This is a genomic window from Acinetobacter lactucae, assembly GCF_013122135.1.
GTDB lineage: Bacteria > Pseudomonadota > Gammaproteobacteria > Pseudomonadales > Moraxellaceae > Acinetobacter > Acinetobacter lactucae.
Genome location: NZ_CP053391.1, coordinates 3,855,660 through 3,880,107, shown reverse-complemented (window position 1 = coordinate 3,880,107; position 24,448 = coordinate 3,855,660). Strand labels below are relative to the sequence as shown.

The 24,448-nt window shown below is 40.4% G+C and carries 19 protein-coding genes and 1 pseudogene; 15 read left to right on the top strand and 5 right to left on the bottom strand.

Annotated elements, in window-relative coordinates:
- The first annotated feature begins 8 nt into the window (after positions 1–8).
- The 3 genes from HLV59_RS18120 to galE are packed head-to-tail and all read left to right on the top strand — an operon-like array spanning position 9 to position 3,947.
- On the top strand, positions 9–1,271 hold the full coding sequence (locus HLV59_RS18120; protein WP_171430517.1) for a nucleotide sugar dehydrogenase: 1,263 nt from the start codon (positions 9–11) through the stop codon (positions 1,269–1,271).
- Positions 1,268–2,938, top strand: a complete 1,671-nt coding sequence (gene pgi / locus HLV59_RS18115; RefSeq protein ID WP_171430516.1) for a glucose-6-phosphate isomerase — start codon at positions 1,268–1,270, stop codon at positions 2,936–2,938. The genes HLV59_RS18120 and pgi overlap by 4 nt, the downstream gene beginning before the upstream one ends.
- Positions 2,931–3,947: a UDP-glucose 4-epimerase GalE gene (galE, locus tag HLV59_RS18110; protein ID WP_171430515.1), complete on the top strand. Its 1,017-nt coding sequence runs from the start codon at positions 2,931–2,933 to the stop codon at positions 3,945–3,947. The genes pgi and galE overlap by 8 nt, the downstream gene beginning before the upstream one ends.
- Positions 3,948–3,994: 47 nt before the next feature.
- Here the strand turns inward: galE and HLV59_RS18105 are convergent, their stop codons facing one another.
- Complete coding sequence (locus tag HLV59_RS18105; protein WP_171430514.1) at positions 3,995–5,365, bottom strand: phosphohexomutase domain-containing protein; 1,371 nt, start codon at positions 5,363–5,365, stop codon at positions 3,995–3,997.
- 373 nt (positions 5,366–5,738) lie between these two features.
- On the opposite strand from HLV59_RS18105, the gene lldP reads away from it, so the two are divergent.
- From lldP to dld, 4 genes are all read left to right on the top strand, one after another.
- Positions 5,739–7,406 (top strand): L-lactate permease, encoded by a 1,668-nt coding sequence (gene lldP, locus HLV59_RS18100; protein ID WP_171430513.1) that lies wholly within the window; start codon positions 5,739–5,741, stop codon positions 7,404–7,406.
- A gap of 37 nt (positions 7,407–7,443) precedes the next feature.
- Entirely contained in the window at positions 7,444–8,178 is a 735-nt protein-coding gene (gene lldR, locus HLV59_RS18095) for a transcriptional regulator LldR (protein WP_014208064.1), read from the top strand.
- A complete protein-coding gene (gene lldD, locus HLV59_RS18090) occupies positions 8,175–9,326 on the top strand; it encodes an FMN-dependent L-lactate dehydrogenase LldD (RefSeq protein ID WP_083040549.1) in 1,152 nt (383 codons plus the stop codon). Before lldR ends, lldD begins: the two co-directional genes overlap by 4 nt.
- Before the next feature lie 325 nt (positions 9,327–9,651).
- Positions 9,652–11,358, top strand: a complete 1,707-nt coding sequence (gene dld / locus HLV59_RS18085; protein WP_171430512.1) for a D-lactate dehydrogenase — start codon at positions 9,652–9,654, stop codon at positions 11,356–11,358.
- Between the two features lie 48 nt (positions 11,359–11,406).
- Here the strand turns inward: dld and HLV59_RS18080 are convergent, their stop codons facing one another.
- Both HLV59_RS18080 and HLV59_RS18075 read right to left on the bottom strand, forming a co-directional pair.
- On the bottom strand, positions 11,407–12,621 hold the full coding sequence (locus HLV59_RS18080) for an amino acid aminotransferase (RefSeq protein ID WP_171430511.1): 1,215 nt from the start codon (positions 12,619–12,621) through the stop codon (positions 11,407–11,409).
- A gap of 344 nt (positions 12,622–12,965) precedes the next feature.
- Positions 12,966–13,091 (bottom strand): annotated as a pseudogene (locus HLV59_RS18075) (hypothetical protein); the annotation flags it as partial.
- Between the two features lie 45 nt (positions 13,092–13,136).
- Between HLV59_RS18075 and HLV59_RS18070 the strand changes: the two are divergent.
- From HLV59_RS18070 to HLV59_RS18035, 8 genes are all read left to right on the top strand, one after another.
- The gene (locus HLV59_RS18070; protein WP_001153627.1) at positions 13,137–13,847 is read left to right on the top strand and encodes a GntR family transcriptional regulator; all 711 of its coding nucleotides are present in this window, start codon (positions 13,137–13,139) and stop codon (positions 13,845–13,847) included.
- Positions 13,840–14,724, top strand: coding sequence for a methylisocitrate lyase (gene prpB / locus HLV59_RS18065; RefSeq protein WP_171430510.1), 885 nt, complete (start codon positions 13,840–13,842; stop codon positions 14,722–14,724). The genes HLV59_RS18070 and prpB overlap by 8 nt, the downstream gene beginning before the upstream one ends.
- 259 nt (positions 14,725–14,983) lie before the next feature.
- Complete coding sequence (prpC, locus tag HLV59_RS18060; protein ID WP_171430509.1) at positions 14,984–16,141, top strand: bifunctional 2-methylcitrate synthase/citrate synthase; 1,158 nt, start codon at positions 14,984–14,986, stop codon at positions 16,139–16,141.
- Positions 16,141–18,747: a Fe/S-dependent 2-methylisocitrate dehydratase AcnD gene (gene acnD / locus HLV59_RS18055; protein WP_171430508.1), complete on the top strand. Its 2,607-nt coding sequence runs from the start codon at positions 16,141–16,143 to the stop codon at positions 18,745–18,747. The genes prpC and acnD overlap by 1 nt, the downstream gene beginning before the upstream one ends.
- Before the next feature lie 79 nt (positions 18,748–18,826).
- Entirely contained in the window at positions 18,827–20,155 is a 1,329-nt protein-coding gene (locus HLV59_RS18050) for a PIN-like domain-containing protein (protein WP_171430507.1), read from the top strand.
- A 349-nt stretch (positions 20,156–20,504) separates the two neighbouring features.
- The gene (locus HLV59_RS18585) at positions 20,505–20,639 is read left to right on the top strand and encodes a zinc ribbon-containing protein (protein WP_001983336.1); all 135 of its coding nucleotides are present in this window, start codon (positions 20,505–20,507) and stop codon (positions 20,637–20,639) included.
- A gap of 123 nt (positions 20,640–20,762) precedes the next feature.
- Positions 20,763–21,338: a DUF4126 domain-containing protein gene (locus tag HLV59_RS18040; protein WP_171430506.1), complete on the top strand. Its 576-nt coding sequence runs from the start codon at positions 20,763–20,765 to the stop codon at positions 21,336–21,338.
- A 407-nt stretch (positions 21,339–21,745) separates the two neighbouring features.
- Positions 21,746–22,255, top strand: a complete 510-nt coding sequence (locus tag HLV59_RS18035; RefSeq protein WP_171430505.1) for a GNAT family N-acetyltransferase — start codon at positions 21,746–21,748, stop codon at positions 22,253–22,255.
- A 366-nt stretch (positions 22,256–22,621) separates the two neighbouring features.
- On the opposite strand, the gene HLV59_RS18030 is transcribed toward HLV59_RS18035, so the two are convergent.
- Positions 22,622–22,906: a hypothetical protein gene (locus HLV59_RS18030; protein WP_171430504.1), complete on the bottom strand. Its 285-nt coding sequence runs from the start codon at positions 22,904–22,906 to the stop codon at positions 22,622–22,624.
- Positions 22,907–23,580: 674 nt separating this feature from the next.
- Complete coding sequence (locus HLV59_RS18025) at positions 23,581–24,273, bottom strand: tetratricopeptide repeat protein (protein ID WP_171430503.1); 693 nt, start codon at positions 24,271–24,273, stop codon at positions 23,581–23,583.
- Between the last annotated feature and the right edge of the window lie 175 nt (positions 24,274–24,448).

Genomic DNA, 24,448 nt, shown 5'->3' with positions numbered 1-24,448 from the left:
GGTGTGCAATGAAAATCGCAGTATTTGGAACAACGTTACATGCCGGTGTTATGGCGGCATTATTAGCTGAATATGGTAACCAAATTTATTGGTGTACCTGTGTAAGTTGTGAAGAAGATATTTCTGTCCTTACGTATCAAGATCAAGAAGTAAATAATTATTTAAATAAACAAAGAAAAGCTGGTTTTTTAAAAGAAAGTGCTTTTTCCGAGATTCCTTTAGATATTGAAGTATATTTATTTTGTTTTAGTCCCACACAAATTGAACTTGCTTTAAAAACCGTACAAAAACTGAGTGAGCGACCAATTGTTCATCCTAGATTAATGATTAATGGTTCAACTTTTGGTTTACACGGTACAGAAAAAGTAAAACAGCATTTGCCAAAAGATGAATGGGTTTACTTTCCTGATGTGATTCAGGAGGGTAATGCTATCAATAGTGTATTGAATGTAAAACATGTCATTATTGGTGTTGAATCTAGGGATGCAAGTGAAACCATGCAAGAGCTATTGCGTCCATTTTTCCAATTTAGCTATCAATATTTATTTATGCCAATTTTAGATGCGGAGTTTACCAAACTTAGTATCTCGGGTATGTTGGCGACCCGCATTAGTTATATGAATGACTTAGCTATGGTTGCCGAAAAGTTAGGTATTGATATTGCGAATGTAAAGCATGGTATTGCTGCTGATACACGAATTGGTGCTGCATATTTATCGCCTGGTGTAGGATTTGGTGGTGAGAATTTTTCACATGATATTTTAACGCTTTCAAGTACTGTATCTGAAACTGGAACAAAAAGTCGTCTTTTAGAGCAGGTTTGGGCGATTAATGAGCAGCAGAAAGAGATTTTATTCCGTAAGTTATGGAATTATTATCACTGTAGTCTAAATGGTAAAACGGTTGCGATTTGGGGTGCTTCTTTTAAAGAAAATACTTCAAATATACATAACTCACCGATTCATATTTTATTGGCGGCGTTATGGGCACAAGGCGTAATAGTGCGCCTGCACGATCCTCAAGCTTTAGATGAAATAGCTGCCACTTACGGGCCTAGGGAAGATTTAATTTTATGCACTGATCAATATGAGGCTGCACAAGATGCTCATGCATTGTGCCTCGTCACGGCATGGAAGCAATATTGGAGCCCTGACTTTAAGCAACTACAACAGTTAATGAAACATCCGTTAATTTTAGATGGACGTAATATTTATGATCCAGCATATGTAAAAGCGAAAGGCTTTGCTTATGAAGGAGTAGGTCGCTTATGAGTAAATCAATTGAGCAATTTCCGAAGGAATTAGTCTCGCCTCTAGCTCATCTTCAAACTTTAGGTGAAGAAAACTCAAAATTACATATCAAAGAGTTATTTGCTTTAGAGCCAGATCGTTTTCATAATTACTCAGTAAAGTTTGATCAATTATTTTTTGATTATAGTAAGCACCGAGTAACTAAGGATATTTTAGAACAGTTAGTAGCTCTTGCGAAGAATAAAAATTTAACCCAATGGATTAATCGTCTTTTTTCACAAGATAAAATTAACTGTACCGAACAACGTGAAGCAATGCACTGGGCATTGCGTTTACCAGCTGACTATTCAAAGTTTCCAGATTTAACAGAACAGGTTCATAGTCAGTTAGAACGTATGTATGCCTTAGTGGAAAAAATCCATGCAGGGCAATATCGTGGTGCTACTGGTGAAGTGATCCAAGATGTCGTCAATATTGGAGTGGGTGGTTCTGATTTAGGACCACAAATGGTGACTCATGCGTTATCTGATTTTAAGGTGAAAACGGCTAAGCCCCTTAACACTCATTTTGTTTCAACGATGGATGGTAGTCAGCTATCAGAACTGCTCCATCAGCTTCGCCCAGAAACAACTTTATTTATTATTTCTTCAAAATCTTTTGGAACGATTGATACCTTATCAAATGCCCAAACAGTGCGTCAGTGGTTAGAAAAAACGTTAGGAAAGCATGCTCGTGTATTAAAAAGCCATTTTATTGGAGTGTCCACAAAAGCTGACAAAATGTCTGAATGGGGTATTGCACCTGAAAATCAATTATTGCTGTGGGATTGGGTAGGTGGCCGCTATTCACTATGGTCTTGTATTGGTTTGCCTATTGCTTTGACGATTGGTGTTGACGGGTTTAAGCAACTTTTAGCAGGGGCTCACGCCGTCGATGAGCATTTTCAAAATACAAGTTTTGATCAAAATATTCCTGTTTTAATGGCATTATTAGGAATTTGGAATAATAATTTTTTAAATATTCAGACACACGCAGTCTTGCCTTATGATGGACGTTTAAAATATTTTGCTGCTTATTTACAACAGTTAGAAATGGAATCTAACGGTAAGTCGGTGCAGCGCAATGGTCAAAAAGTTGAGCTGGATACTTGCCCAATCGTGTGGGGTGAAGTTGGTCCAAATGCTCAGCATGCGTTCTATCAATTGCTACATCAAGGCTCCCAAGCAGTCAGTTGTGATTTTATTGCACCAATTCAACGTTATAATGCAGACCACTTTACCTATGCTGAAAACGCAGATGCCTTAGTTGAGCAACATCATCTTGCTCTCTCTAATTGCTTGGCGCAATCACGCTTATTGGCTTTCGGTAATGAAGCTTTGGATTCAACTGAATTAGAAAAATTGCCAATTTATAAGCAATATGAAGGTAATCAACCCAGTTCTACATTATTATTAGATGAACTAAACCCGTATAATTTAGGAATGCTGATCGCTTTATATGAACATAAAGTATTTGTTCAGTCTGTGATTTGGAATATTAACCCGTTTGATCAATGGGGGGTTGAAAAGGGCAAACAGATCGCTGATCAGTTACTTCCGATTTTAAATGGCATTCAAAGTGATTTTTCAAAACTTGATGCCTCGACACGGGGGTTAATTAAAATATTGTTAGGAAAGGTAGATGGCTAAAATTCTAGTCACTGGTGGTGCTGGTTACATTGGTTCACATACTTGTGTTGAGCTTTTGCAAGCTGGTCACGAAGTTATTGTTTTTGATAATCTTTCGAATAGTTCGGAAGAATCGTTAGATAGAGTTCAGGACATAACCCAAAAAAGCTTGATTTTTGTGCAGGGTGATATTCGTAATGCAAGTGAGTTGGATCGTGTATTTCAAGAGCATACTATTGATGCGGTTATTCATTTTGCAGGTTTAAAAGCAGTTGGTGAGAGTCAGGAAAAACCGCTGATCTACTTTGATAACAATATTACTGGTAGCATCCAATTAGTTAAATCAATGGAAAAAGCTGGTGTTTATACGCTTGTATTTAGCTCTTCTGCTGCCGTATATGATGAAGCCAATATATCTCCATTAAATGAAAACATGCCAACGGGTATGCCCAGTAATAACTATGGCTATACCAAACTGATTGTTGAGCAATTATTGCAAAAGCTTTCAATAGTTAATTCTGAATGGTCAATTGCATTGCTGCGTTATTTTAATCCTGTAGGTGCACATAAAAGTGGACGTATTGGGGAAGACCCACAGGGTATTCCGAATAATTTAATGCCTTATGTCACCCAAGTCGCTGTTGGTCGCCGTAAAAAACTATCTATTTATGGTAATGACTATGAAACTGTGGATGGTACTGGTGTACGTGACTATATCCATGTGGTCGATTTAGCGAATGCGCACTTATGTGCCTTAAATAACCGTTTGCAAGCAAAAGGCTGTCGTGTATGGAATATCGGTACGGGCAATGGTTCTTCAGTACTGCAAGTTAAAGACACCTTTGAAAAAGTTAATGGAATGCCTATAGCTTTTGAATTTGTACCACGCCGAGCAGGCGATGTAGCCACATCTTTTGCAGACAATCGTCGTGCAGTTGCTGAGTTGGGTTGGCAGCCGCAATACGGTTTAGAAGATATGCTCGCTGATAGTTGGAATTGGCAGAAGCAGAATCCTAATGGCTATAACTAAATAAATAACAATAAAAAAGGAGCAAATTGCTCCTTTTTTATTTCTGATTAGCTTTGAATCAATCCAGTCAATTCATTTACATAGTGTTGCATAGGTTGAGCTTGGCGGTCTGCACGGCTTTCAATATTGAGTCGTAATAACGGTTCAGTATTTGAAGCACGGACGTTAAAACGCCATGCGCCAAAGTCGAGGCTTACACCATCGGTACGGTCAATTTGTGGATTCTGATCGGCATAAAAATCGAAAATCTTTTGAATAGTGGTTTGTGTATCAGCTACTTTAAAGTTGATTTCACCACTACAAGGAAACTTGGTAATCATATTTTCAACAAGTGTTGAGAGAGATTGTCCTGTTTCAGAGATTAGGGCAACGGTGAGTAACCACGGAATCATACCGCTGTCGCAGTAAGCAAAGTCACGGAAATAGTGATGTGCACTCATTTCTCCGCCATATACCGCATTGTGTTCACGCATGACATCTTTAATGAATGCATGACCAGATTTTGACTGTACGGCAATGCCTTTGTATTCATCGACGATATCAAATGTGTTCCATACTAAACGTGGGTCATGCACAATTTTCTCGCCTGACTGTTTAATCAAGAAAGCTTGAGCCAATAGACCAACAATATAGTAGCCTTCAATGAACTGGCCTTTTTCATCGAACAAGAAACAGCGGTCAAAATCGCCATCCCATGCAATTCCCATATCGGCTTTATGTTCAATTACAGCATTTCGAGTACTGTCACGGTTTTCAATTAAAATTGGGTTAGGAATCCCATTTGGGAACGTGCCATCTGCTTCATGATGAATTTTAATAAATTCAACAGGTACGTTAAGTGCTTTAAATTTTTCTTCAATGGCATCAATTACGTGACCAGCTGCACCATTACCTGCGTTTACCACCAATTTAAGGGGGCGGATTTTTGCAGGCTCGATATAGGTAATTAAATGATCAACGAACTCGGGCAAAATATTATAACTTTGCGTTGTACCTTTTTGGCTAACTTCTTCAAAATTATTAGTTTCTGCTAAAGCCTGAATTTCTTTTAGACCTGTATCTGCACTAATTGGACGAGCATTTTCTCGAACCAATTTCATACCGTTATAATCCATTGGGTTATGACTAGCAGTAACTTCAATTCCACCTTGTACATCTAAATGGAAAGCGGCGAAGTAAACTTCTTCAGTACCCGTCATGCCTAAGTCAAGCACATTCACACCCGCATCATTTAAACCGCGGATGGTTGCTTGTTTTAAAGACTCACTGCTTAGACGAATATCACAACCTACAACCACGGTCTTTGGTTTATAGATTTGTCCGTATGCACGGCCAATTTTATAGGCAATTTCTTCATTCAATTCGGTGCCGAGTTTGCCTCGGATATCATAGGCTTTAAAACAAGTTAAAGTAGTCATTATTCAGTTCAATACAAATCATTTAAGTTTTGGGCATTATTATACATTTATCAATAAATGATTATGTTTATTGTTTTATGTTCAAATTTTTCACTTCATTTCTGTAAGTCATATTTAAGTTTATAAGAAAGTATTTTTAAGACTTTAGTCTAATAAGAAAATTTTTAGATTAGAAAGAGCTTGATTTTACTTAGCACTATTGGTCTTACCAATTATAGTGATTATTTAATGATTGATCTTGCCAATGTCTGTGTTTATGATGCGGTCTGTGGTTTAAGGAAAACATTTGCACTTAATTTTTAATTGGTCATACCAATTGTGTTAAATGTTTAAGAATTTAAGGTACAAAAATTCGCCCCGGCATTTCAAGGAGATGACAATGCTCAATATGTGGCAACAACTTTATGACCCTTTAAATAATATTTGGCTGTCCAGTGCGGTTGCATTAATCCCGATTATTTTCTTCTTTTTGGCATTGGCTGTTTTTCGTTTAAAAGGCAGTATCGCGGGTACGGGCACAGTTATTATTGCATTACTGATTGCACTATTTTTCTATCAAATGCCGGGTCAAATGGCCTTTGCGTCAATCATTTACGGTTTCTTCTACGGTCTATGGCCAATTTCATGGATCATTATTGGGGCAGTTTTTCTATACAAGATTTCGGTAAAAACAGGCCAGTTTGAAGTTATCCGCTCAAGCATTCTATCTATTACCGAAGACCAACGTTTGCAAATGTTACTCGTTGGTTTTGCATTTGGTACTTTCCTTGAAGGGGCTGCGGGCTTTGGTGCTCCTGTCGCAATTACCGCTGCACTACTTGTCGGTTTAGGGTTTAAGCCACTTTACGCTGCTGGTTTATGTTTAATTGTAAATACAGCACCAGTTGCATTCGGTGCAATGGGTATTCCAATTATTGTGGCAGGGCAGGTTTCCGGTGTAGACACTATGGAAATTAGCCAGATGGTGGGTCGTCAGTTGCCATTTTTAACCATTATTGTGCTGTTCTGGATTATGGCGATTATGGATGGCTGGCGTGGTGTTAAAGAAACTTGGCCTGCGGTAGTTGTCGGTGGTGGTGCTTTTGCGATTGCCCAGTATCTCACCTCTAACTTTATTGGCCCTGAGTTACCAGACATTACCGCAGCAATTGCATCATTGGTGAGCTTAACTTTACTGTTCCGTGTTTGGAAACCAAAACATATTTTCCGTTTTGAACCTGAAGCGGGTCAGACTTTGACTCAGCAACCTACCACGATTCAACGTTATAGCATTGGCAAAATTGTGAAGGCATGGTCTCCATTTGCCATCTTAACCGTGATGGTGACGATCTGGAGTGTTAAGCCATTTAAAGCATTATTTGCAAAAGATGGTGCTCTTGAACATTGGATTTTTAAACTTGAAGTACCGTATTTGCATAAATTGGTCGAAAAAATGCCACCAATTGTGGCAGAGATGAAGCCATACGAAGCGATTTATAAGTTTGACTGGTTCTCTGCAACAGGTACTGCAATTTTTATTGCCGCAATCATCACTGCTATTTTCTTAAAAATGAAAGCAAGTGAGGCAGTTACAACCTTTGGTGAAACACTCAATGAGTTGAAAACACCGATTTACTCGATTGGTATGGTGTTAGCGTTTGCTTTTATTGCGAACTATTCAGGTTTATCTGCAACTTTGGCTTTGGCTCTATCGCATACGGGTCATGCGTTTACTTTCTTCTCGCCATTTTTGGGGTGGCTTGGTGTGTTCCTTACGGGATCAGATACCTCTTCAAATGCTCTGTTCTCGGCACTACAGGCGACTACGGCTCAGCAAATTGGTATTCCAGAAGTGTTGCTTGTAGCTGCGAATACCAGCGGTGGTGTAACAGGTAAGATGATTTCTCCACAATCGATTGCCATTGCTTGTGCAGCGGTAGGCTTAGTTGGAAAAGAATCTGACTTGTTCCGTTTCACGGTAAAACATAGCATCATATTCACTGTCTTTGTTGGCATCATTATTACGGTTCAGGCTTATCTGGTTCCGTGGATGATTCCATAACTCTAGTGAAGGAAACGCAATGAGAATCTCCGATCAAGTGGTCATGAAATTGCAGGCATTAATTGAAGAGCGTCACATGAAAAAAGGTGACCGTTTGCCTGCCGAGCGCCAGCTTGCAACAAGCTTAGGAGTTTCTCGTCCTTCTTTGCGTGAAGCGATTCAACAGCTCAATAGTCAAGGGGTGCTCAGTAGCCGCCGTGGCGATGGGACTTATATTCAACAGTTGCCTGAACAGTGGCCACAGCAATTGATTGTGAACCCAATTAGTAACTTGATTGAAGAAGATCCGCTGTACCGTTTTGATGTGCAAGAGGCGCGGTTATTACTTGAAGGCGGCACTGCTTGGTATGCCGCATTACGCTCAACGCCTGAAGACCGTGCCAAAATTCATCATTATTTTAATGAAATTAGTCGCCACCAAAATGCGGGTGACTCAGCACAGGCTGCGGTGGCGGATGCTGAATTCCACTTAGCGATTGCTGAAGCATCTCACAATGTGGTGCTGATTCAAATGATGCGTAGCCTGTTTGATTTACTGCAATACAACGTCTTGTTAGGACGTAAGAAAGTTTATAACGACCCCGTGAATGGTGATTTGCTGAGCGAGCAGCATTTTCAGGTGATGGATGCTATTGATCGTAAAGATCCCGAGGCCGCACGCCAAGCTGTCTGCGGTCATATTGAATTTGTGATTAATCATGTGCGTTCTCTGGATGAAGATGAAGCTCGCCAGAAACGTGCAAATCGTTTAAATAGAGTTGATTCAAAATGATTATTTCTTCTGGCAATGATTACCGTGCTGCGGCACAGCGTCGCTTACCTCCATTTTTATTTCACTACATTGATGGTGGAGCGTATTCGGAATATACCTTAAAGCGTAACGTACAAGACTTGTCAGAAATTGCATTGCGTCAACGTGTGCTGAATGACATGTCAGCGTTAAGTTTAGAGACAAAACTGTTTAATGAAACTTTGTCGATGCCGGTTGCGTTGGCACCAGTTGGTCTAACAGGTATGTATGCACGCCGTGGTGAAGTGCAAGCTGCGATGGCAGCCGATAAAAAGGGCATTCCATTTACGCTTTCAACGGTTTCTGTCTGTCCGATTGAAGAAGTTGCACCTGCAATTAATCGCCCGATGTGGTTTCAGCTTTATGTGTTACGTGACCGCGGTTTTATGCGTAATGCTTTGGAGCGTGCAAAAGCGGCAGGCTGTTCAACACTGGTGTTTACTGTAGATATGCCTGTGCCAGGGGCGCGTTACCGTGATGCTCATTCCGGTATGAGTGGACCAAATGCAGCGATGCGTCGTTATATGCAGTCTGTGTTCCATCCGCACTGGTCATGGAATGTGGGCTTAATGGGGCGTCCGCACGACTTGGGCAATATTTCTAAATATTTAGGTAAACCAACTGGACTTGAAGACTATATCGGCTGGTTAGGCTCAAACTTTGACCCATCAATTTCATGGAAAGACCTTGAGTGGATTCGTGAGTTTTGGGATGGCCCAATGGTGATTAAGGGTATTTTAGACCCTGAAGATGCCAAAGATGCTGTGCGTTTTGGTGCAGATGGCATTGTGGTATCGAATCACGGTGGTCGTCAGTTAGATGGTGTGATGTCTTCTGCTCGTGCATTACCTGCAATTGCTGATGCGGTAAAAGGTGATTTGGCGATTTTGGCTGACTCAGGCATTCGTAATGGTTTAGATGTGGTGCGGATGTTGGCGCTCGGTGCGGATACAATTTTACTTGGCCGTGCATTTGTTTATGCCTTAGCAGCAGCAGGTGGGCAAGGTGTGTCGAACTTACTTGATTTGATTGATAAAGAAATGCGTGTTGCGATGACGCTCACGGGTGCTAAGTCTATTTCGGATATTAATGCGGATTGTTTAGTACAGGCGATTAAACAAGGACTTTAAAACATAGTAAGTGAAGCAGTAAGCACAGCCTCAAAATTTGGTGATTTGCTGATGTTTTACGTATAGGCATTTGTCACTTTTGAAAGGTCAAAAGTAACCAAAAACCTTTTGTTGAGTAAACCGTACTTCCTTGTACGGTTGCTCAACAGGCGGCATCCCTGCCGCCAATGCGTCGCCAATTTGCATTAAATCTAATACCTAGAGATTAGCTGCTGGTGCTAAGCGTCAATGAGCTGCTTACATCGAAGTTTTCCCTGTAAGACTACGTCGTGTTGCTCTAAATTTAAAAAAACTATGTGGTATGGATGACCAAAAGGAAACCATCATGCAAACATCTTCTCCTCAAGCAGTGATCGAACGCTTACAAAATATTGTAGGGCGTTCTCATGTTTTGACCGACGATCAAAGCACGCGTCAATACCGTCAAGGCCGCCGTTTTGGGGAGGGGAAAGTGCTTGCTGTAGTGGTGCCAGGGAGCTTGCTAGAACAATGGCAGGTGCTTCAAGCTGCCATTGATGCAGATTGTATTGTTATTATGCAGGCGGCAAATACAGGACTCACCGGTGGTTCAACGCCATATGGCGATGACTATGACCGTCCTGTTTTAGTCATGAGTACGCGTCGCTTAAAGGGCATACAAGTTATTCATGATGGTAAGCAAGTGATTTGTTTACCGGGTGCAACCTTAGATAATTTAGAGCAAATTTTAAAAGGTTATGACCGCGAGCCGCATTCGGTGATTGGTTCATCTTGTATTGGTGCATCGGTACTGGGTGGTGTGTGTAATAACTCTGGGGGGGCCTTGGTGCGCCGTGGTCCTGCGTACACTGAACTGGCGTTATATGCTCAGGTCAATGCTGCTGGTCAATTAGAACTGGTGAACCATTTAGGCGTAAATTTAGGCTCGACACCCGAAGAAATTTTGACTCGTTTAGAGAAGCAGCAATACCAAGCCGTAGATATTTTAGATGATAGTGAAAAGCAGGCATCAGATCATCGCTATGCCCACGATGTGACGCAAGTGGATGAGGATACGCCTGCTCGTTTTAATGCAGATCCGTCACGTTTGTTTGAGGCTTCTGGGTCGGCAGGTAAAGTCTGTGTATTTGCGGTACGTCTTGATACTTATGAAAAAGTAGAGAGCAATGTCTTTTATATAGGTACTAATGATGCCGATGATTTAACGGCCATTCGTCGTTACTTACTGACCTCACTACCAAGCTTGCCGATTGCAGGTGAATATATCCACCGAGATGCTTATTTAATTGGTGAAAAGTACGGAAAAGACACGTTCTTGTTTATTGAAAAATTTGGCACAGCCAATGTTCCTAAAGCTTTTGCGACGAAAGATAAAGTCGATGGCTTCTTAGAACGATTTAAAATTAAAGGCTTAACAGACCATATTTTACAGGCGATTACCTTCTTTTTACCGAGTCATTTGCCTAAGCGTATGACCGAATACCGGGATCGTTATGAGCACCATTTAGTTTTACGTGTCGAAAATAATTCAAAAGCACAAACTGAGCAGTTTTTAAAAGAATATTTTGCAGTGCATCCGTCAGGCAGCTATTTCGTATGTAGCGAAGAGGAAGGGCGAAAAGCATTCTTACACCGTTTTGCGATTGCAGGAGCGGCTATTCGTTATCGTGATACACATCGTAGTGAAGTGGAAGATATTGTGGCGCTTGATATTGCGTTACGTCGTAATGACCGCGAATGGGTAGAGCAACTGCCAGCCGAGATGGAAAAGAAAATTCTCCATAAACTCTATTATGGGCATTTCTTTTGCCATGTTTTCCATCAGGACTATATTCTTAAAAATGGCCATGACCCATTAGAAATGGAACATCAAATGTGGAAATTACTCGATGCGCGCCGTGCTGAATATCCGGCAGAGCATAATGTTGGGCATCTCTATATTGCTAAACCTGCATTGGCCAATTTCTACCAAAAACTCGACCCAACCAATAGCTTTAATGTGGGTATTGGACATACCTCAAAACTGAAATATTGGGGTAAAGCTAAATCTTAACCTCGATAAATAAAAAAAGGCGCCGAAGCGCCTTTTTTAATGGATGATTTATGCTGCTTCTGTTGATTTAGCAAGTACTTCTGCAACTGCTTTTGCAACAGTGTAAACATTATTCATGTTTAAACCCGCCACACAAATACGACCACTACGTACTAAGTAGATTGCATATTCTTCACGCAAGATATCAACTTGCTCAGCAGTTAGACCAGTGTAGCTGAACATACCTTTTTGGTTTACAAGGTAGCTAAATTCACGGTCTGGTAATGCTTTAGTGAGTTCATCTTTTAAGATGCTACGCATTTTAATAATACGCTCACGCATCTCTTTCACTTCACCTTGCCATTGTTGGTTAAGTTCAGCGTCATTTAACACTTCATCAACTAACCAAGCGCCTGTTGTAGGAGGGCTAGAGTAAATACGGCGTACAGTCGCTTTTAACTGACCGAATGTGCACTGAGCAGCTTCTGCATCGTCACAAACGAAAGTTAAGCCGCCAACGCGCTCGCCATATAAAGAGAAGATTTTAGAGAACGAGTTGCTCACAATGAAGTTTAGACCAGCTTGGTCTAAAGCACGGATTGCATACGCATCTTCTTCCATACCGTCACCAAAACCTTGGTAAGCGATGTCTAGGAATGGAATAAGGTTACGGTCTTTTAATACTGCAATCACTTGATCCCATTGCGCTGGGTTTAAGTCAGCACCCGTTGGGTTGTGGCAGCATGGGTGTAACAACACAATGCTTTGCTCAGGCAAAGTTTTAAGCGTAGACAACATACCGTCAAAATCTACACCACGAGTTTCGTTATCGAAATATGGGTAGAAATGAGTCTTGATACCAGCGCCATTGAAAATCGCAACGTGGTTATCCCAAGTTGGTTGGCTTACCCAAACATCTGAATTTGGGAAATAAGTTTTTAAGAAATCTGCACCAACTTTCAATGCACCTGAACCACCAAGCGTTTGGATGGTTACAGCACGGCCCGCTTTAACTGCTGGGCTGTTTGCGCCAAATAAAAGTGCTTGAATTGCTTCACGGTAAGGTTTGAAGCCTTCCATTGGCAAATAAAGTTTGGTTTTACCGTTTTTAGGCTCAATACGCTTTTGCGCTTCAATAATGGTCTCTAACTGAGGAACAATACTGTCTTCGTTATAGTAAAGACCAATACTCAAGTTTACTTTTTCAGAACGAGTATCAGCATTGAACTGTTCCATTAAAGAGAGAATTGGATCGCCTGCGTATGGGGGGATATGTTGAAACATCAAAAAAGTCCTTTCATTCAACAATATGCATAGTGTTTGGTTTTTTCTGTCTCGAAAAATACGCCACAACTATGTCGATGCTCAATAATGTATCAATAAAGCTACCGTGAAGCACCTTATAATTTCACTAATATCGATATTTTCTCGATGAAAATGATAAAAAGATTTAAAAGAAATTACGGTAAATAGATATTAATTTATAACTCATGATCTCATTCAAGCAGATTGTCTACAATCTTACTGTAATACATTGGTTGTAGACTAAAGTTTGAAACAAAAGATTAGAGGCCGAAAAGCAACTGAAAAAGCGCTATAAATCCGTAGATAAATTGATAGTAAGTTGCTGTTTTATAAATACTAATTGGCAAGTGGTTTAATGGTCTAAATATAAGGTGAGATAACAGGACGAACGATAAAAATTGACCTGATGCGTTCTGTAAAGTGTCAACAATCACCTTGATTTTTTTCATTCATACCGCTATAAAACTCATAATTGATTAAAAATTGTCGACAATATGCAAGATTTGACCTTCGCACCAGAGCCTCTACAAAGTCAGGGAAGAACACTGACCGAGAATGTATTTAAACAAATACAGACGGCGATTGTTTTGGGTCAAATTCCGGCAGGTAGCAAAATTTCTGAACCTGAACTGGCACGTACTTATGGCATCAGCCGCGGGCCTTTGCGTGAGGCGATTCATCGCCTTGAAGGGCAACGTTTGGTTGAGCGTACTGCACATGTGGGCGCGCGCGTGGTTTCGCTGTCACTGCAACAATTTAAAGAGCTTTACCAGATTCGTGCGTCTTTAGAAGGTTTGGCTTGCAAACTTGCTGCACAGCATATTGATAAAAAGCAAATTTTGGCGTTACGTGATGTATTGCGTATGCATGCCGAAGATGAAAACTTTAAAGCAGGTAAAGGATATTACTTGCAAGAAGGGCAGGACGATTTTCACTACTGCATTATCAAAAGTAGTGGCAATAAAACCCTAGAAAAAATGCTATGTGATGAGCTTTATCACCTCATCCGTATGTACCGAATTCAGTTTTCAAACACGCCTGATCGACCGAGCAAAGCTTGGGACGAACATATCCGTATTTTAGATGCAATTGCAGAAGGCGATGGTGAACTTGCCGAGCTGCTGATGCATCGACATATAAATGCTTCTTACAAAATTATTGAGCAAACACTGCTACAAGCACAAGGAGAACATAACAATGGCTAAACAATCCGCAGGTCAGCTATTTCGCGATGCAGTAGCCCAAGAAAAGCCATTACAAGTGGTTGGAACCATTAACGCCAATCATGCACTTTTGGCAAAACGTGCAGGTTATAAAGCGATTTACTTATCAGGTGGTGGTGTAGCCGCTGGTTCTTTAGGTTTACCTGATTTGGGAATTAGTAACCTTGATGATGTGTTGACAGACGTGCGCCGTATTACCGATGTATGTGATCTTCCATTATTGGTTGATGCTGACACAGGTTTTGGTGCTTCTGCATTTAACATTGCTCGTACTACAAAAGCGCTCGTCAAGTTTGGTGCTGCGGCAATGCACATTGAAGACCAAGTGGGCGCAAAACGTTGTGGTCACCGTCCGAACAAAGCCATTGTGACTCAAGAAGAAATGGTTGACCGTATTAAAGCAGCGGTTGATGCGCGTGGTGATGACAGCTTCGTGATTATGGCACGTACCGATGCATTGGCAGTAGATGGTTTACAAGCTGCAATTGATCGTGCGGGTGCCTACATTGAAGCGGGTGCAGACATGTTGTTCCCTGAGGCAATTACCGAGCTTGATATGTACAAGCAATTTGCTCAGAAGACTGGCGCACCAATTTTGGCAAACATTACCGAGTTTGGTTCTACACCACTGTTTACTACTGAAGAGTTGGCATCTGCCGATGTAAGCCTTGCGCTTTATCCGCTTTCTGCTTTCCGTGCCATGAACAAGGCAGCCGAAACTGTGTATGAAACCTTGCGTAAAGAAGGCACACAAAAGAATGTGATTGATATTATGCAAACGCGTAAAGAGTTATATGAACGCATCAACTACTATGCGTTTGAAGACTACTTAGACAACGCTTTTGCTAAAAAGAAATAAACCAACCCTCTTTAAAAAGAAGGGGAAGCGATGGTCTTGGCTAGCGTGAGGGCGGCATGGATGCCGCTACGTTGGACTGCGATATAGGGATATATCGTCAGACCAACAAGGATTTTTGCTTACTTTTCATCCGTGAAAAGTAAGGCGAACGGCAGGTTAATCCAAAAATTGGATGAGAACTCGGCAAGACGCTGTCGCGTTTTTATCCAAGTAAAAATTGAACAAACAACAAATTCTGGTTGATATAAAGGATGATTCTATGAGCTCAAATGAAACAACAACAGGCTTCAAACCAAAAAAATCAGTTGCACTTAGCGGACAAGTTGCAGGCAACACAGCACTTTGTACCGTAGGACGTAGCGGTAACGACTTACACTATCGTGGCTATGACATTCTTGACCTTGCAGCGGGTAGCCAGTTTGAAGAAGTTGCGCACTTGCTCGTACATGGCAAACTACCAAACAAAGCTGAACTCAAAGCCTATAAAGCAAAATTAAAAGCACTTCGTGGCTTACCAGCAGCACTGAAAAATGCACTTGAACAACTTCCTCCGTCTGCACACCCTATGGACGTAATGCGTACAGGTGTTTCAGTGCTAGGTTGTTTAACGCCAGAACACGAAGACCACAATGAAGCTGGCGCAAAAGACATTGCTGATAAATTAATGGCAAGCTTAGGTTCAATGCTGCTTTATTGGTACCACTTCAGCAACAATGGTCGTCGTATTGAAGTTGAAACAGATGACGACTCAATTGCAGCGCATTTCTTGCACTTACTTCATGGCGAAAAACCATCTGAAGAATGGATTCAAGCAATGCACACATCTCTTATTTTGTATGCTGAGCACGAGTTCAACGCATCTACATTTACCTCACGTGTGGTTGCAGGTACAGGCTCTGACATGTACTCGGCAATTACAGGCGGTATTGGTGCGCTTCGTGGACCTAAGCACGGTGGTGCGAACGAAGTTGCATTCGTCATTCAACAACGTTACGACAACGCAGACGAAGCAGAGGCTGACATCCGTAAACGTGTTGAAAATAAAGAAGTCGTGATTGGTTTTGGTCACCCTGTATATACAGTTTCTGACCCACGTAACGAAGTGATCAAGAAAGTGGCGCATGACTTAGCAGAAGCGCAAGAGAACACCAAAATGTACCTTATCGCTGAGCGTTTAGAAGCAGTGATGAAAGAAGTGAAAAACATGTTCCCGAACCTCGACTGGTTCAGTGCGGTGAGCTATCACTTAATGGGTGTTCCAACAGCAATGTTCACACCATTATTCGTGATTGCACGTACAGCAGGCTGGTCAGCACACGTGATTGAACAACGCCAAGACGGCAAAATCATTCGTCCAAGTGCGAACTACACAGGCCCTGAAAACCTCGAATTTAAACCATTGGCGGAGCGTGGTTAATGAACACAAAATACCGTAAACCGCTGGCAGGTACCCAGCTTGAATATTACGATGTGCGTCAAGCCGTTGAAGATATTCAGCCAGGCGCATACGAAAAACTGCCTTACACCTCTAAAGTACTCGCAGAGCAATTGGTACGCCGTGCCGATGCCGAGAACTTAACTGCCTATTTAACGCAGTTGATTGAACGTCGTCAGGACTTGGACTTTCCTTGGTATCCTGCGCGCGTGGTGTGTCATGACATCTTGGGCCAAACTGCATTGGTTGACCTTGCAGGCTTGCGTGATGCGATTGCTGACAAAGGCGGCGATCCATCTAAAGTTAACCCAGTTGTGCCAACACAGCTCATTGTCGACCACTCTTTAGCAGTGGAATACGGTGGTGCTGACCCAGACGCTTTTGCAAAAAACCGTGCTGTTGAAGACCGTCGTAACGAAGACCGTTTCCACTTTATTGAGTGGACTAAAACAGCATTTAAAAATGTCGATGTGATCCCTGCGGGGAACGGCATTATGCACCAGATTAACCTAGAGAAAATGTCTCCAGTGATTCAGGCGCGTGATGGCGTAGCATTCCCTGACACATGCGTCGGTACAGATTCACACACACCGCATACAGACGCTTTAGGCGTAATTTCTGTGGGTGTGGGTGGCTTAGAAGCTGAAAACGTAATGTTAGGCCGAGCATCTTGGATGCGTCTGCCAGACATTATTGGTGTTGAGTTTGTAGGTCAGCGTCAGGCAGGCATTACTGCAACAGATATCGTACTTGCTCTAACTGAATTCTTGCGTAAAGAACGCGTTGTTGGTGCATACCTTGAGTTCTTTGGTGAAGGTGCTGACAGCATGTCTGTGGGCGACCGTGCAACCATTTCGAACATGACACCAGAATATGGCGCTACAGCTGCGATGTTCTACATCGACCAAAACACGATTGACTACTTACGCCTAACAGGCCGTGAAGATGCTCAAGTGGCATTGGTTGAACAGTACGCAAAAGAAATTGGCCTTTGGGCATCTGACATGACCAAAGCAGAGTACCCACGTGTACTTCGTTTTGACCTATCGACAGTCACACGTAACATTGCTGGTCCATCAAACCCACATGCACGTGTTTCAACTGCGGATCTAAAAGAAAAGGGTATTGCGGGTGTTGTTGAAAACCGTTCTGATGGTTTAATGCCTGATGGCGCGATTATTATTGCTGCAATTACTTCATGTACCAATACCTCTAACCCGCGTAACACTGTGGCGGCAGGTTTGTTGGCACGTAAGGCAAATGAACTTGGTTTAGTTCGTAAACCTTGGGTGAAATCATCATTTGCACCGGGTTCAAAAGCGGCTGCACTTTACCTTGAAGAAGCAGGCGTTCTAAAAGACTTAGAGCAACTAGGTTTTGGTATTGTGGCTTACGCTTGTACGACGTGTAACGGTATGTCGGGTGCGTTAGATCCAGCTATTCAGCAAGAAATTATTGATCGTGACTTGTACGCAACAGCAGTACTGTCTGGTAACCGTAACTTCGATGGTCGTATCCATCCATATGCAAAACAAGCGTTCTTGGCATCTCCACCGCTTGTTGTGGCGTATGCAATTGCGGGTACGATTCGTTTTGACATCGAAAAAGATGCTTTAGGTCATGACAAAGAAGGTAACCCGATTTACCTCAAAGACATCTGGCCATCTGACGCTGAAATTGATGCCTTAGTTAAAGAAGCCGTGAAGCCTGAACAGTTCCGTAAAGTCTACATTCCAATGTTTGACTTAGGCGAAGTTGAGCAAGCGAAGAGCCCACTTTACGACTGGCGTCCGCAAAGTACTTACATCCGCCGTCCACCCTATTGGGAAGGAGCGTTGGCTGCACCACGTACTTTGGCGAACATGCGCCCGCTTGCAATTTTGGGTGACAACATCACCACCGACCACTTGTCGCCTTCAAATGCGATTTTGATGGACTCGGCTGCGGGTGAATACCTGCACAAAATGGGCGTACCAGAAGAAGACTTCAACTCATACGCAACGCACCGTGGTGACCATTTGACTGCACAGCGTGCAACATTTGCCAACCCGAAACTCTATAACGAAATGGTGGTCCGTTCAGACGGTACCATTAAGCAAGGTTCAAAAGCGCGCGTAGAGCCAGAAGGCGAAGTGATGCGTATGTGGGAAGCGATTGAAACCTACATGAACCGTAAGCAACCGTTAATTATTATTGCGGGTGCTGACTACGGTCAGGGTTCAAGCCGTGACTGGGCTGCAAAAGGTGTACGCCTTGCAGGTGTTGAAGCGATTGTGGCAGAAGGTTTTGAGCGTATTCACCGTACCAACTTGGTGGGTATGGGCGTGTTACCACTTGAGTTTAAACCGGGTGTAAACCGCAAGACTTTAAAACTAGATGGTACAGAGCTTTATAGCGTGATTGGTAATATTGCGCCGCGTTCGACTTTAACTTTGGTTATTGAACGTGCCACAGCGGATGGTAAAGAAGAGATTGTTGAAGTGCCTGTGACTTGCCGTTTAGATACAGAAGAAGAAGTTTCTGTATATGAAGCGGGTGGTGTATTACAGCGTTTTGCGCAAGACTTTTTAGAAGGCCAAGTGGCTTAATATTTAGTCTATAACTGTTTGAAATTTATTCTAAAATACCCTATCTTAATGATGGGGTTTTTAATATTGATATTTTACTATGAAAAATATGTTTAAGCAGTACAATTATTTTTATACACCTGAGCAATATAAAGATATTTGGGAAAATGCATTATTTGTTTTTGATACAAACACTTTATTAAACTTATATCGTTATCAAGAAGACACAAAAAATGAGTTTTTACAGGTTCTTGATAAAATATCAAATAGAATATGGATACCTCACCATGTTGCTTTAGAATTTCAAAGAAATAGATTAGAAGTTATTTGTGAACAAAAAACATTATTTTCAAAAACCAAAAATGCTTTAAATTCTACCTCAAAAAATTTAAATTCTGAATTAGAAAAATTACAGTTAAGAAAAAGACATTCTCTAATAAAAATAGATGAATTCGTTGAAAAAATTGATACTTTAATTAAAGATTTTAATAATAGTTTAGATAATTTAAAGTCGAATCAACAACATTTGTCTCATCAAGATAGTTTAAAAGAAAAATTAGAATTATTATTTGAAAATAAGGTAGGTAATCCACCTCAAGATCAAAAGGAGTTGGATGACTTATATAAAATTGCAGAGAGTAGATATAAAAATAAAATACCACCTGGATATTTGGATGAAAGTAAAGTTGATATATGTGTTGATTCAAATTTAACTTATAAAAAAAAGTTTGGTGATTATATTGTTTGGCATCAAATATTAGAATATACAAAACAAAATCCTAATATTAAAGATGTTATTTTTATTACAAATGATTTAAAAGAAGATTGGTGGAAAAAATATGATGCATCAGGAGAAAAATTTAATCAACCACGACCAGAACTGATTGATGAAGCATTAAATGTGGGAGAGATTATAAATTTTGTGATGTATGATTCTGAAAAATTTCTTAGCTACGCTTCAGATTATTTAGATGTTAAAGTATCTGATAATGCTGTTAAAGAAGTTAGAGATACAACTGAAATTTATAATCAAAATATAATAAAATTAAATTCTTACGTGGCAAAAGATAATAAAGAAGATTCTTATGATACTTTAAGGAAAGCTATTGCTTTTGCAAAAGTCAGAAAATTTGAAAATAGTACAAATTATAAAATATATAGGAATGGAAGAGTTTCTGAATTTGCTACAGAAATTTTGACATGTCCAGAGTGTGATCTAGATACAATGATTTTTGATGAGTCCAGTTCTACAGGTTATAGATGTACTTATTGTAAAAATGAAGAGTCCGATGAAATAGGGGCTTTATGTTCTATGTGTGGTGCCCTATGGCCTAAGTCAGAAATTTTAAATTTTAATAAGACAATTGAAGGACACGCTGAATATGTTTGTCCACATTGCAGATATGAACCTGAATATACTTTAGAGTAATAGTATCTTATTTAGCAGAAAAATAAGAATATAAAAAAAAGCCCGACATCCTGTCGGGCTTTTTCGTATTTGGTTGCTAGATATGACTCCTGTCGTATCTCACGATCCTGATGCATGAACCTATTATTGTTGTTTTATGTTCCGGAACATCCTGTTCCTGTATGAACTCATCATAGAAAAAAAGCAGGGGACAGCCAATCCGCTAAATCCCTAAAACTGTGTAAGATAAATCGTACAAATAACATTTTTTGCATTTATGCCATCATCATCGGGCGAAATGGACAATTGACATTCACTTTAAGTGGGTTATATTCCTGTTTAATATATATACGATTATAGGAATGTAATCATGGTAACAGCTGGCGAAAAACCCGGAACAGGCTTCTATTTCTGTGCTCAGTGCGGACATAGAGTGTTTTTAGAAATTAACACCGACCCTTTACCACCTTGCACGAAATGCTACTGCACGCAATTTAAACGTTAAGAATGAAATAATATTTGCGTTCGCATTTAACAAAAAGCCCTGTCACCCGATGGGGCTTTTTGTTAATTTAAAAATAAGACTTACATAACAAGACCCGCGATGGGCATGAAAAAGGAAACCGTTATGGAAACAATATTGGGTTTATGTATTGGCGTAGGCTTGAGCGCTGCCTGCGGTTTTCGGGTGTTTGTGCCGCTACTGGTCATGAGCATTGCAACCATGATGGGATGGTTTGAGCCATCGAAAGGTTTTGAATGGTTAGCTCTGCCATCGGTGTGTTTGGCTTTAGGCGTGGCAACGGTGTGTGAAGTCGCAGCTTACTATATTCCGTGGGTCGATAATGCTCTAGACACAGTTGCAACCCCTGCGGCTATGATTGCGGGTACGCTAGCGACAATGGCGGTGAGTAGTGGAGAAATGTCTCAGTTTGCTAGTTGGGCGGCAGCGATTATTGTCGGTGGTGGTACGGCTGGTGTGGTGCAAATGAGTACCGTTGCTGCACGCGGTGTTTCAACTGCAACCACAGGTGGCTTGGGTAATTTTGTTGTTGCAACAGGTGAATGGATTGGAGCAATCTTACTTTCAGTTTCGGCCATGTTAGTGCCTGCACTTGTTGCCGTAGTGGTGCTGATTGCGGTTATTTTAGCGGTACGTTGGATACGCCATAAAAAGCATGAACAGGCGCATAGTCCTCTATAGGTTTAGCCTAAATATATTTTTAAATAGCAATAAAAAAAGCCCAACGTCCTGTTGGGCTTTTTCGTATTTGGGTACTAGATATGACTCCTGTCGTATCTCACGATCCTGGTGCTTGAACCTATTATTGTTGTTTTGTGTTCCGGAACATCCTGTTCCTGTATGAGTTCATATTAGGAAAAAAGAAGGATGTCGCCAATCCGCAAAATCCCTAAAAGTTTGTAGGTTAAAACGTACATTAAAAATGTGGTGTAGGGCATTTTGTAGTTACAACAGGGGCGAATATAAGGGGCTTACTTTTATACCTAATCATTTAAGATGTTGAGAAGAATAAGAGTTGTTATTGATAACAATATGTTATGTTTAAGTTTGGTTGTAAAAAGAACAATTTTATCGGGAGTAATAAATAAATGACCGTTATGTTGGTAAAACCTCATTTAAGATTTAAAGAGAGTTATAACAACTATATTAATGAATTAGCAGATGAAGATCGTCATCCTTTGACAACGGAGTTTGACCATACAAATTTTGAATCATTTTTGAATAAACTGAGAGATTATGAAAAAGGGGAATCCCTAGAAGAAGGGCATGTTCCTAACATTACATATTGGTTAGTAGATGGTAATGAAATTATTGGCGCGTCTAACTTACGACTTAAACTCAATGAACAGATTGAATATTGTGGTGGGCATATTGGTTTAGGTATTCGTCCCTCTAAGCGTGGACAGAATTTTGGCTCGAAATTGTTAGAACTTACAATTCAGGAGGCATGGAAGTTAGGCTTAACAGAATTACATATACATTGTTATAAAACTAATTTAGCTTCTGCAAAAACCATTCAAGCAAACAACGGCCGTCTTCATTCTGAAATTACTGTTGATCAAGTAGTTCAACGGTATGTGGTGAATAAAACACTATAAGAATTTTCTTTGAGGTTGTTTTTAGCGCAAATAAAAAAAGCCCAACATCCTGTTGAGCTTTTTCGTATTTGGGTACTAGATATGACTCCTGTCGTATCTCACGATCCTGATGCATGAACCTATTATTGTTGTTTTATGTTCCGGAACATCCTGTTCCTGTATGAGTTCATATTAGGAAAAAATTGGTAAGTCGCCAATCCGCAAAATCCTCAAATGTTTGTAAGATAAAACGTACAAGATCGCCTTTTATATATCTCATTTTGAATTCAACTTAGGCCTCTGTGCCACAACAGACTTTAATCTTTTGCGCTGATTTAAAGTACAAAACCATTGCAACACAGAGATAAAGGGGGCTAAGCCAAATGCTTAACCCATACTACTTTTGTCACACCGCTGCATGACGCTGAAAAAAGTAGGGGCAAAGTCCCGTGGGAGAACAGGACTTTGCAAACTGACATGTTCTAGGCGTTGCATCAGCTTGGGTGAGTAGGTTTGTTCAAGTCGCTGGTAAATACATTCACAACTGGTTTTGCTGTGCCCACCCGACAGGCAAATTTTTTCAAACTCCTGTTGAGTGTGTAAGTTACAGCCCGAAATACCCAAGCTCGCTAGAACCAAACATAAAGCCAAAATAGGTTTATAAATTGTCATATTATTCTCATAATGATTTATATCTATGAGTAGGATAAAAATATAATTGGTTTTAAGGTTTAAAATAATTTTAGGTAATAATTAATCCTCCCATAAATTTAGGAAAATAAAATAATTAAAATTTTAAAATAAAAAATAGTTTATAAATTTAAAAAATCAGGCAATAGAAAACCTAAATTTTAAATAAATAAAATAGTTAAATAAGTGAGGAAGTAAGTTTAAAAAATGTCATGGTCAACTCCTTATAATTTATGGAGCTCTACCACCAGATTACCGCGAATTAATTTATGGTGGTAGAACGAAAGGGGGTTGACAGACTGGACTCGTAGAACCAGCACGCACGGGGCGTCCCCCTCCCGTCCTACCGCAAAGAAAAGGGGACGCAAGGGTCTAACGAATTATAGTAGAACTATAATCCGCTACGAGTTACGGTCTGTCAAAACCGTCTGGCAATGTAGGCCAGCAACGAGATAATAATCGGTGATTTTAATTACGTCAATTTAATATTTAAAATATTTTTTATTTAATAATAAAACTAAATGTATTTTTAAAATAATGGAATTAATGTTTATATTTAATTAGAAAAAATAAATAATAAAATAATTGTGCATGCAGTTTTATTAATAATAGTAATTCATCATCTTATAAGTAAAATATTATAGAGATAGCTGCCTTTATTCTAAACTTTTAAGCATTTCTTTCGCATCCGAATCGCCTGCATCGGCAGCTTGCTGAAACCATTTCTTTGCCAGTTGTAGGTTTTTCGGCGTGCCTTCACCATTTAAATACATCTGGGCCAAGTTGTACTGAGCATCGCTTTCATTGTGCTCGGCCGCTTTGGTGTACCACTTAAGGGCTTGCTCATCGCTTTGAGCGACGCCGCGACCTTTTTTATATAGATGAGCTAAATTATATTCTGCGGGTGGATAGCCTTGCTCGGCAGCACGACTATACCATTCAAACGCCTGCCCATAATCTTGCGCAGTTCCTTCACCTCTGTCGTATAACACCCCTAAGTTATATTGCGCTTTGGCATGGCCCTTATCCGCAGCTTTAGCAAAATATTCAAAAGCGTGTTTCATGTCTTTTTCCACGCCTGTACCCGTGAAATACATCATTCCTAAACTATATTTTGCCCCCACGCTTCCATTTTGGTCAGCAGCAGTTAACCATTTAAAAGCTTGTTCATAGTTTTTAACAACACCTTGTTCACCAGTTAAAAGCATGATGCCAAGATGATATTGCGCAATCGGTTGTCCTTGCTGTGCACGATATTGAATATCGGCCACACTCGGTTCCGCAAATGCTGAAGAATGAAATGAGAAAATCACTGTAAATATATAAAAAGCAGACTTTTTTATTTTCATATCTCATCCTGAATTTTATTAATTTGAATATTTATTTTTCTTGCTATCTGTTTGATTATGCATGAAAAATATTAAATGTATCTGGTTGGTTTATAGGGCTTTAAAATGATCTGATTTTACAGTTTAAATACCTATTTAATAACAAATTAACGTAAAACAGCATATTTAGACTAGT

Excerpts from the sequence above, each read along its gene's own strand:
- HLV59_RS18120 (WP_171430517.1), top strand. The coding sequence starts at position 9 with ATGAAAATCGCAGTATTTGGAACAACGTTACATGCCGGTGTTATGGCG.
- pgi (WP_171430516.1), top strand. The coding sequence starts at position 1,268 with ATGAGTAAATCAATTGAGCAATTTCCGAAGGAATTAGTCTCGCCTCTA.
- galE (WP_171430515.1), top strand. The coding sequence starts at position 2,931 with ATGGCTAAAATTCTAGTCACTGGTGGTGCTGGTTACATTGGTTCACAT.
- HLV59_RS18105 (WP_171430514.1), bottom strand. The coding sequence starts at position 5,365 with ATGACTACTTTAACTTGTTTTAAAGCCTATGATATCCGAGGCAAACTC.
- lldP (WP_171430513.1), top strand. The coding sequence starts at position 5,739 with ATGACAATGCTCAATATGTGGCAACAACTTTATGACCCTTTAAATAAT.
- lldD (WP_083040549.1), top strand. The coding sequence starts at position 8,175 with ATGATTATTTCTTCTGGCAATGATTACCGTGCTGCGGCACAGCGTCGC.
- dld (WP_171430512.1), top strand. The coding sequence starts at position 9,652 with ATGCAAACATCTTCTCCTCAAGCAGTGATCGAACGCTTACAAAATATT.
- HLV59_RS18080 (WP_171430511.1), bottom strand. The coding sequence starts at position 12,621 with ATGTTTCAACATATCCCCCCATACGCAGGCGATCCAATTCTCTCTTTA.
- HLV59_RS18070 (WP_001153627.1), top strand. The coding sequence starts at position 13,137 with ATGCAAGATTTGACCTTCGCACCAGAGCCTCTACAAAGTCAGGGAAGA.
- prpB (WP_171430510.1), top strand. The coding sequence starts at position 13,840 with ATGGCTAAACAATCCGCAGGTCAGCTATTTCGCGATGCAGTAGCCCAA.
- prpC (WP_171430509.1), top strand. The coding sequence starts at position 14,984 with ATGAGCTCAAATGAAACAACAACAGGCTTCAAACCAAAAAAATCAGTT.
- acnD (WP_171430508.1), top strand. The coding sequence starts at position 16,141 with ATGAACACAAAATACCGTAAACCGCTGGCAGGTACCCAGCTTGAATAT.
- HLV59_RS18050 (WP_171430507.1), top strand. The coding sequence starts at position 18,827 with ATGAAAAATATGTTTAAGCAGTACAATTATTTTTATACACCTGAGCAA.
- HLV59_RS18585 (WP_001983336.1), top strand. The coding sequence starts at position 20,505 with ATGGTAACAGCTGGCGAAAAACCCGGAACAGGCTTCTATTTCTGTGCT.
- HLV59_RS18040 (WP_171430506.1), top strand. The coding sequence starts at position 20,763 with ATGGAAACAATATTGGGTTTATGTATTGGCGTAGGCTTGAGCGCTGCC.
- HLV59_RS18035 (WP_171430505.1), top strand. The coding sequence starts at position 21,746 with ATGACCGTTATGTTGGTAAAACCTCATTTAAGATTTAAAGAGAGTTAT.
- HLV59_RS18030 (WP_171430504.1), bottom strand. The coding sequence starts at position 22,906 with ATGACAATTTATAAACCTATTTTGGCTTTATGTTTGGTTCTAGCGAGC.
- HLV59_RS18025 (WP_171430503.1), bottom strand. The coding sequence starts at position 24,273 with ATGAAAATAAAAAAGTCTGCTTTTTATATATTTACAGTGATTTTCTCA.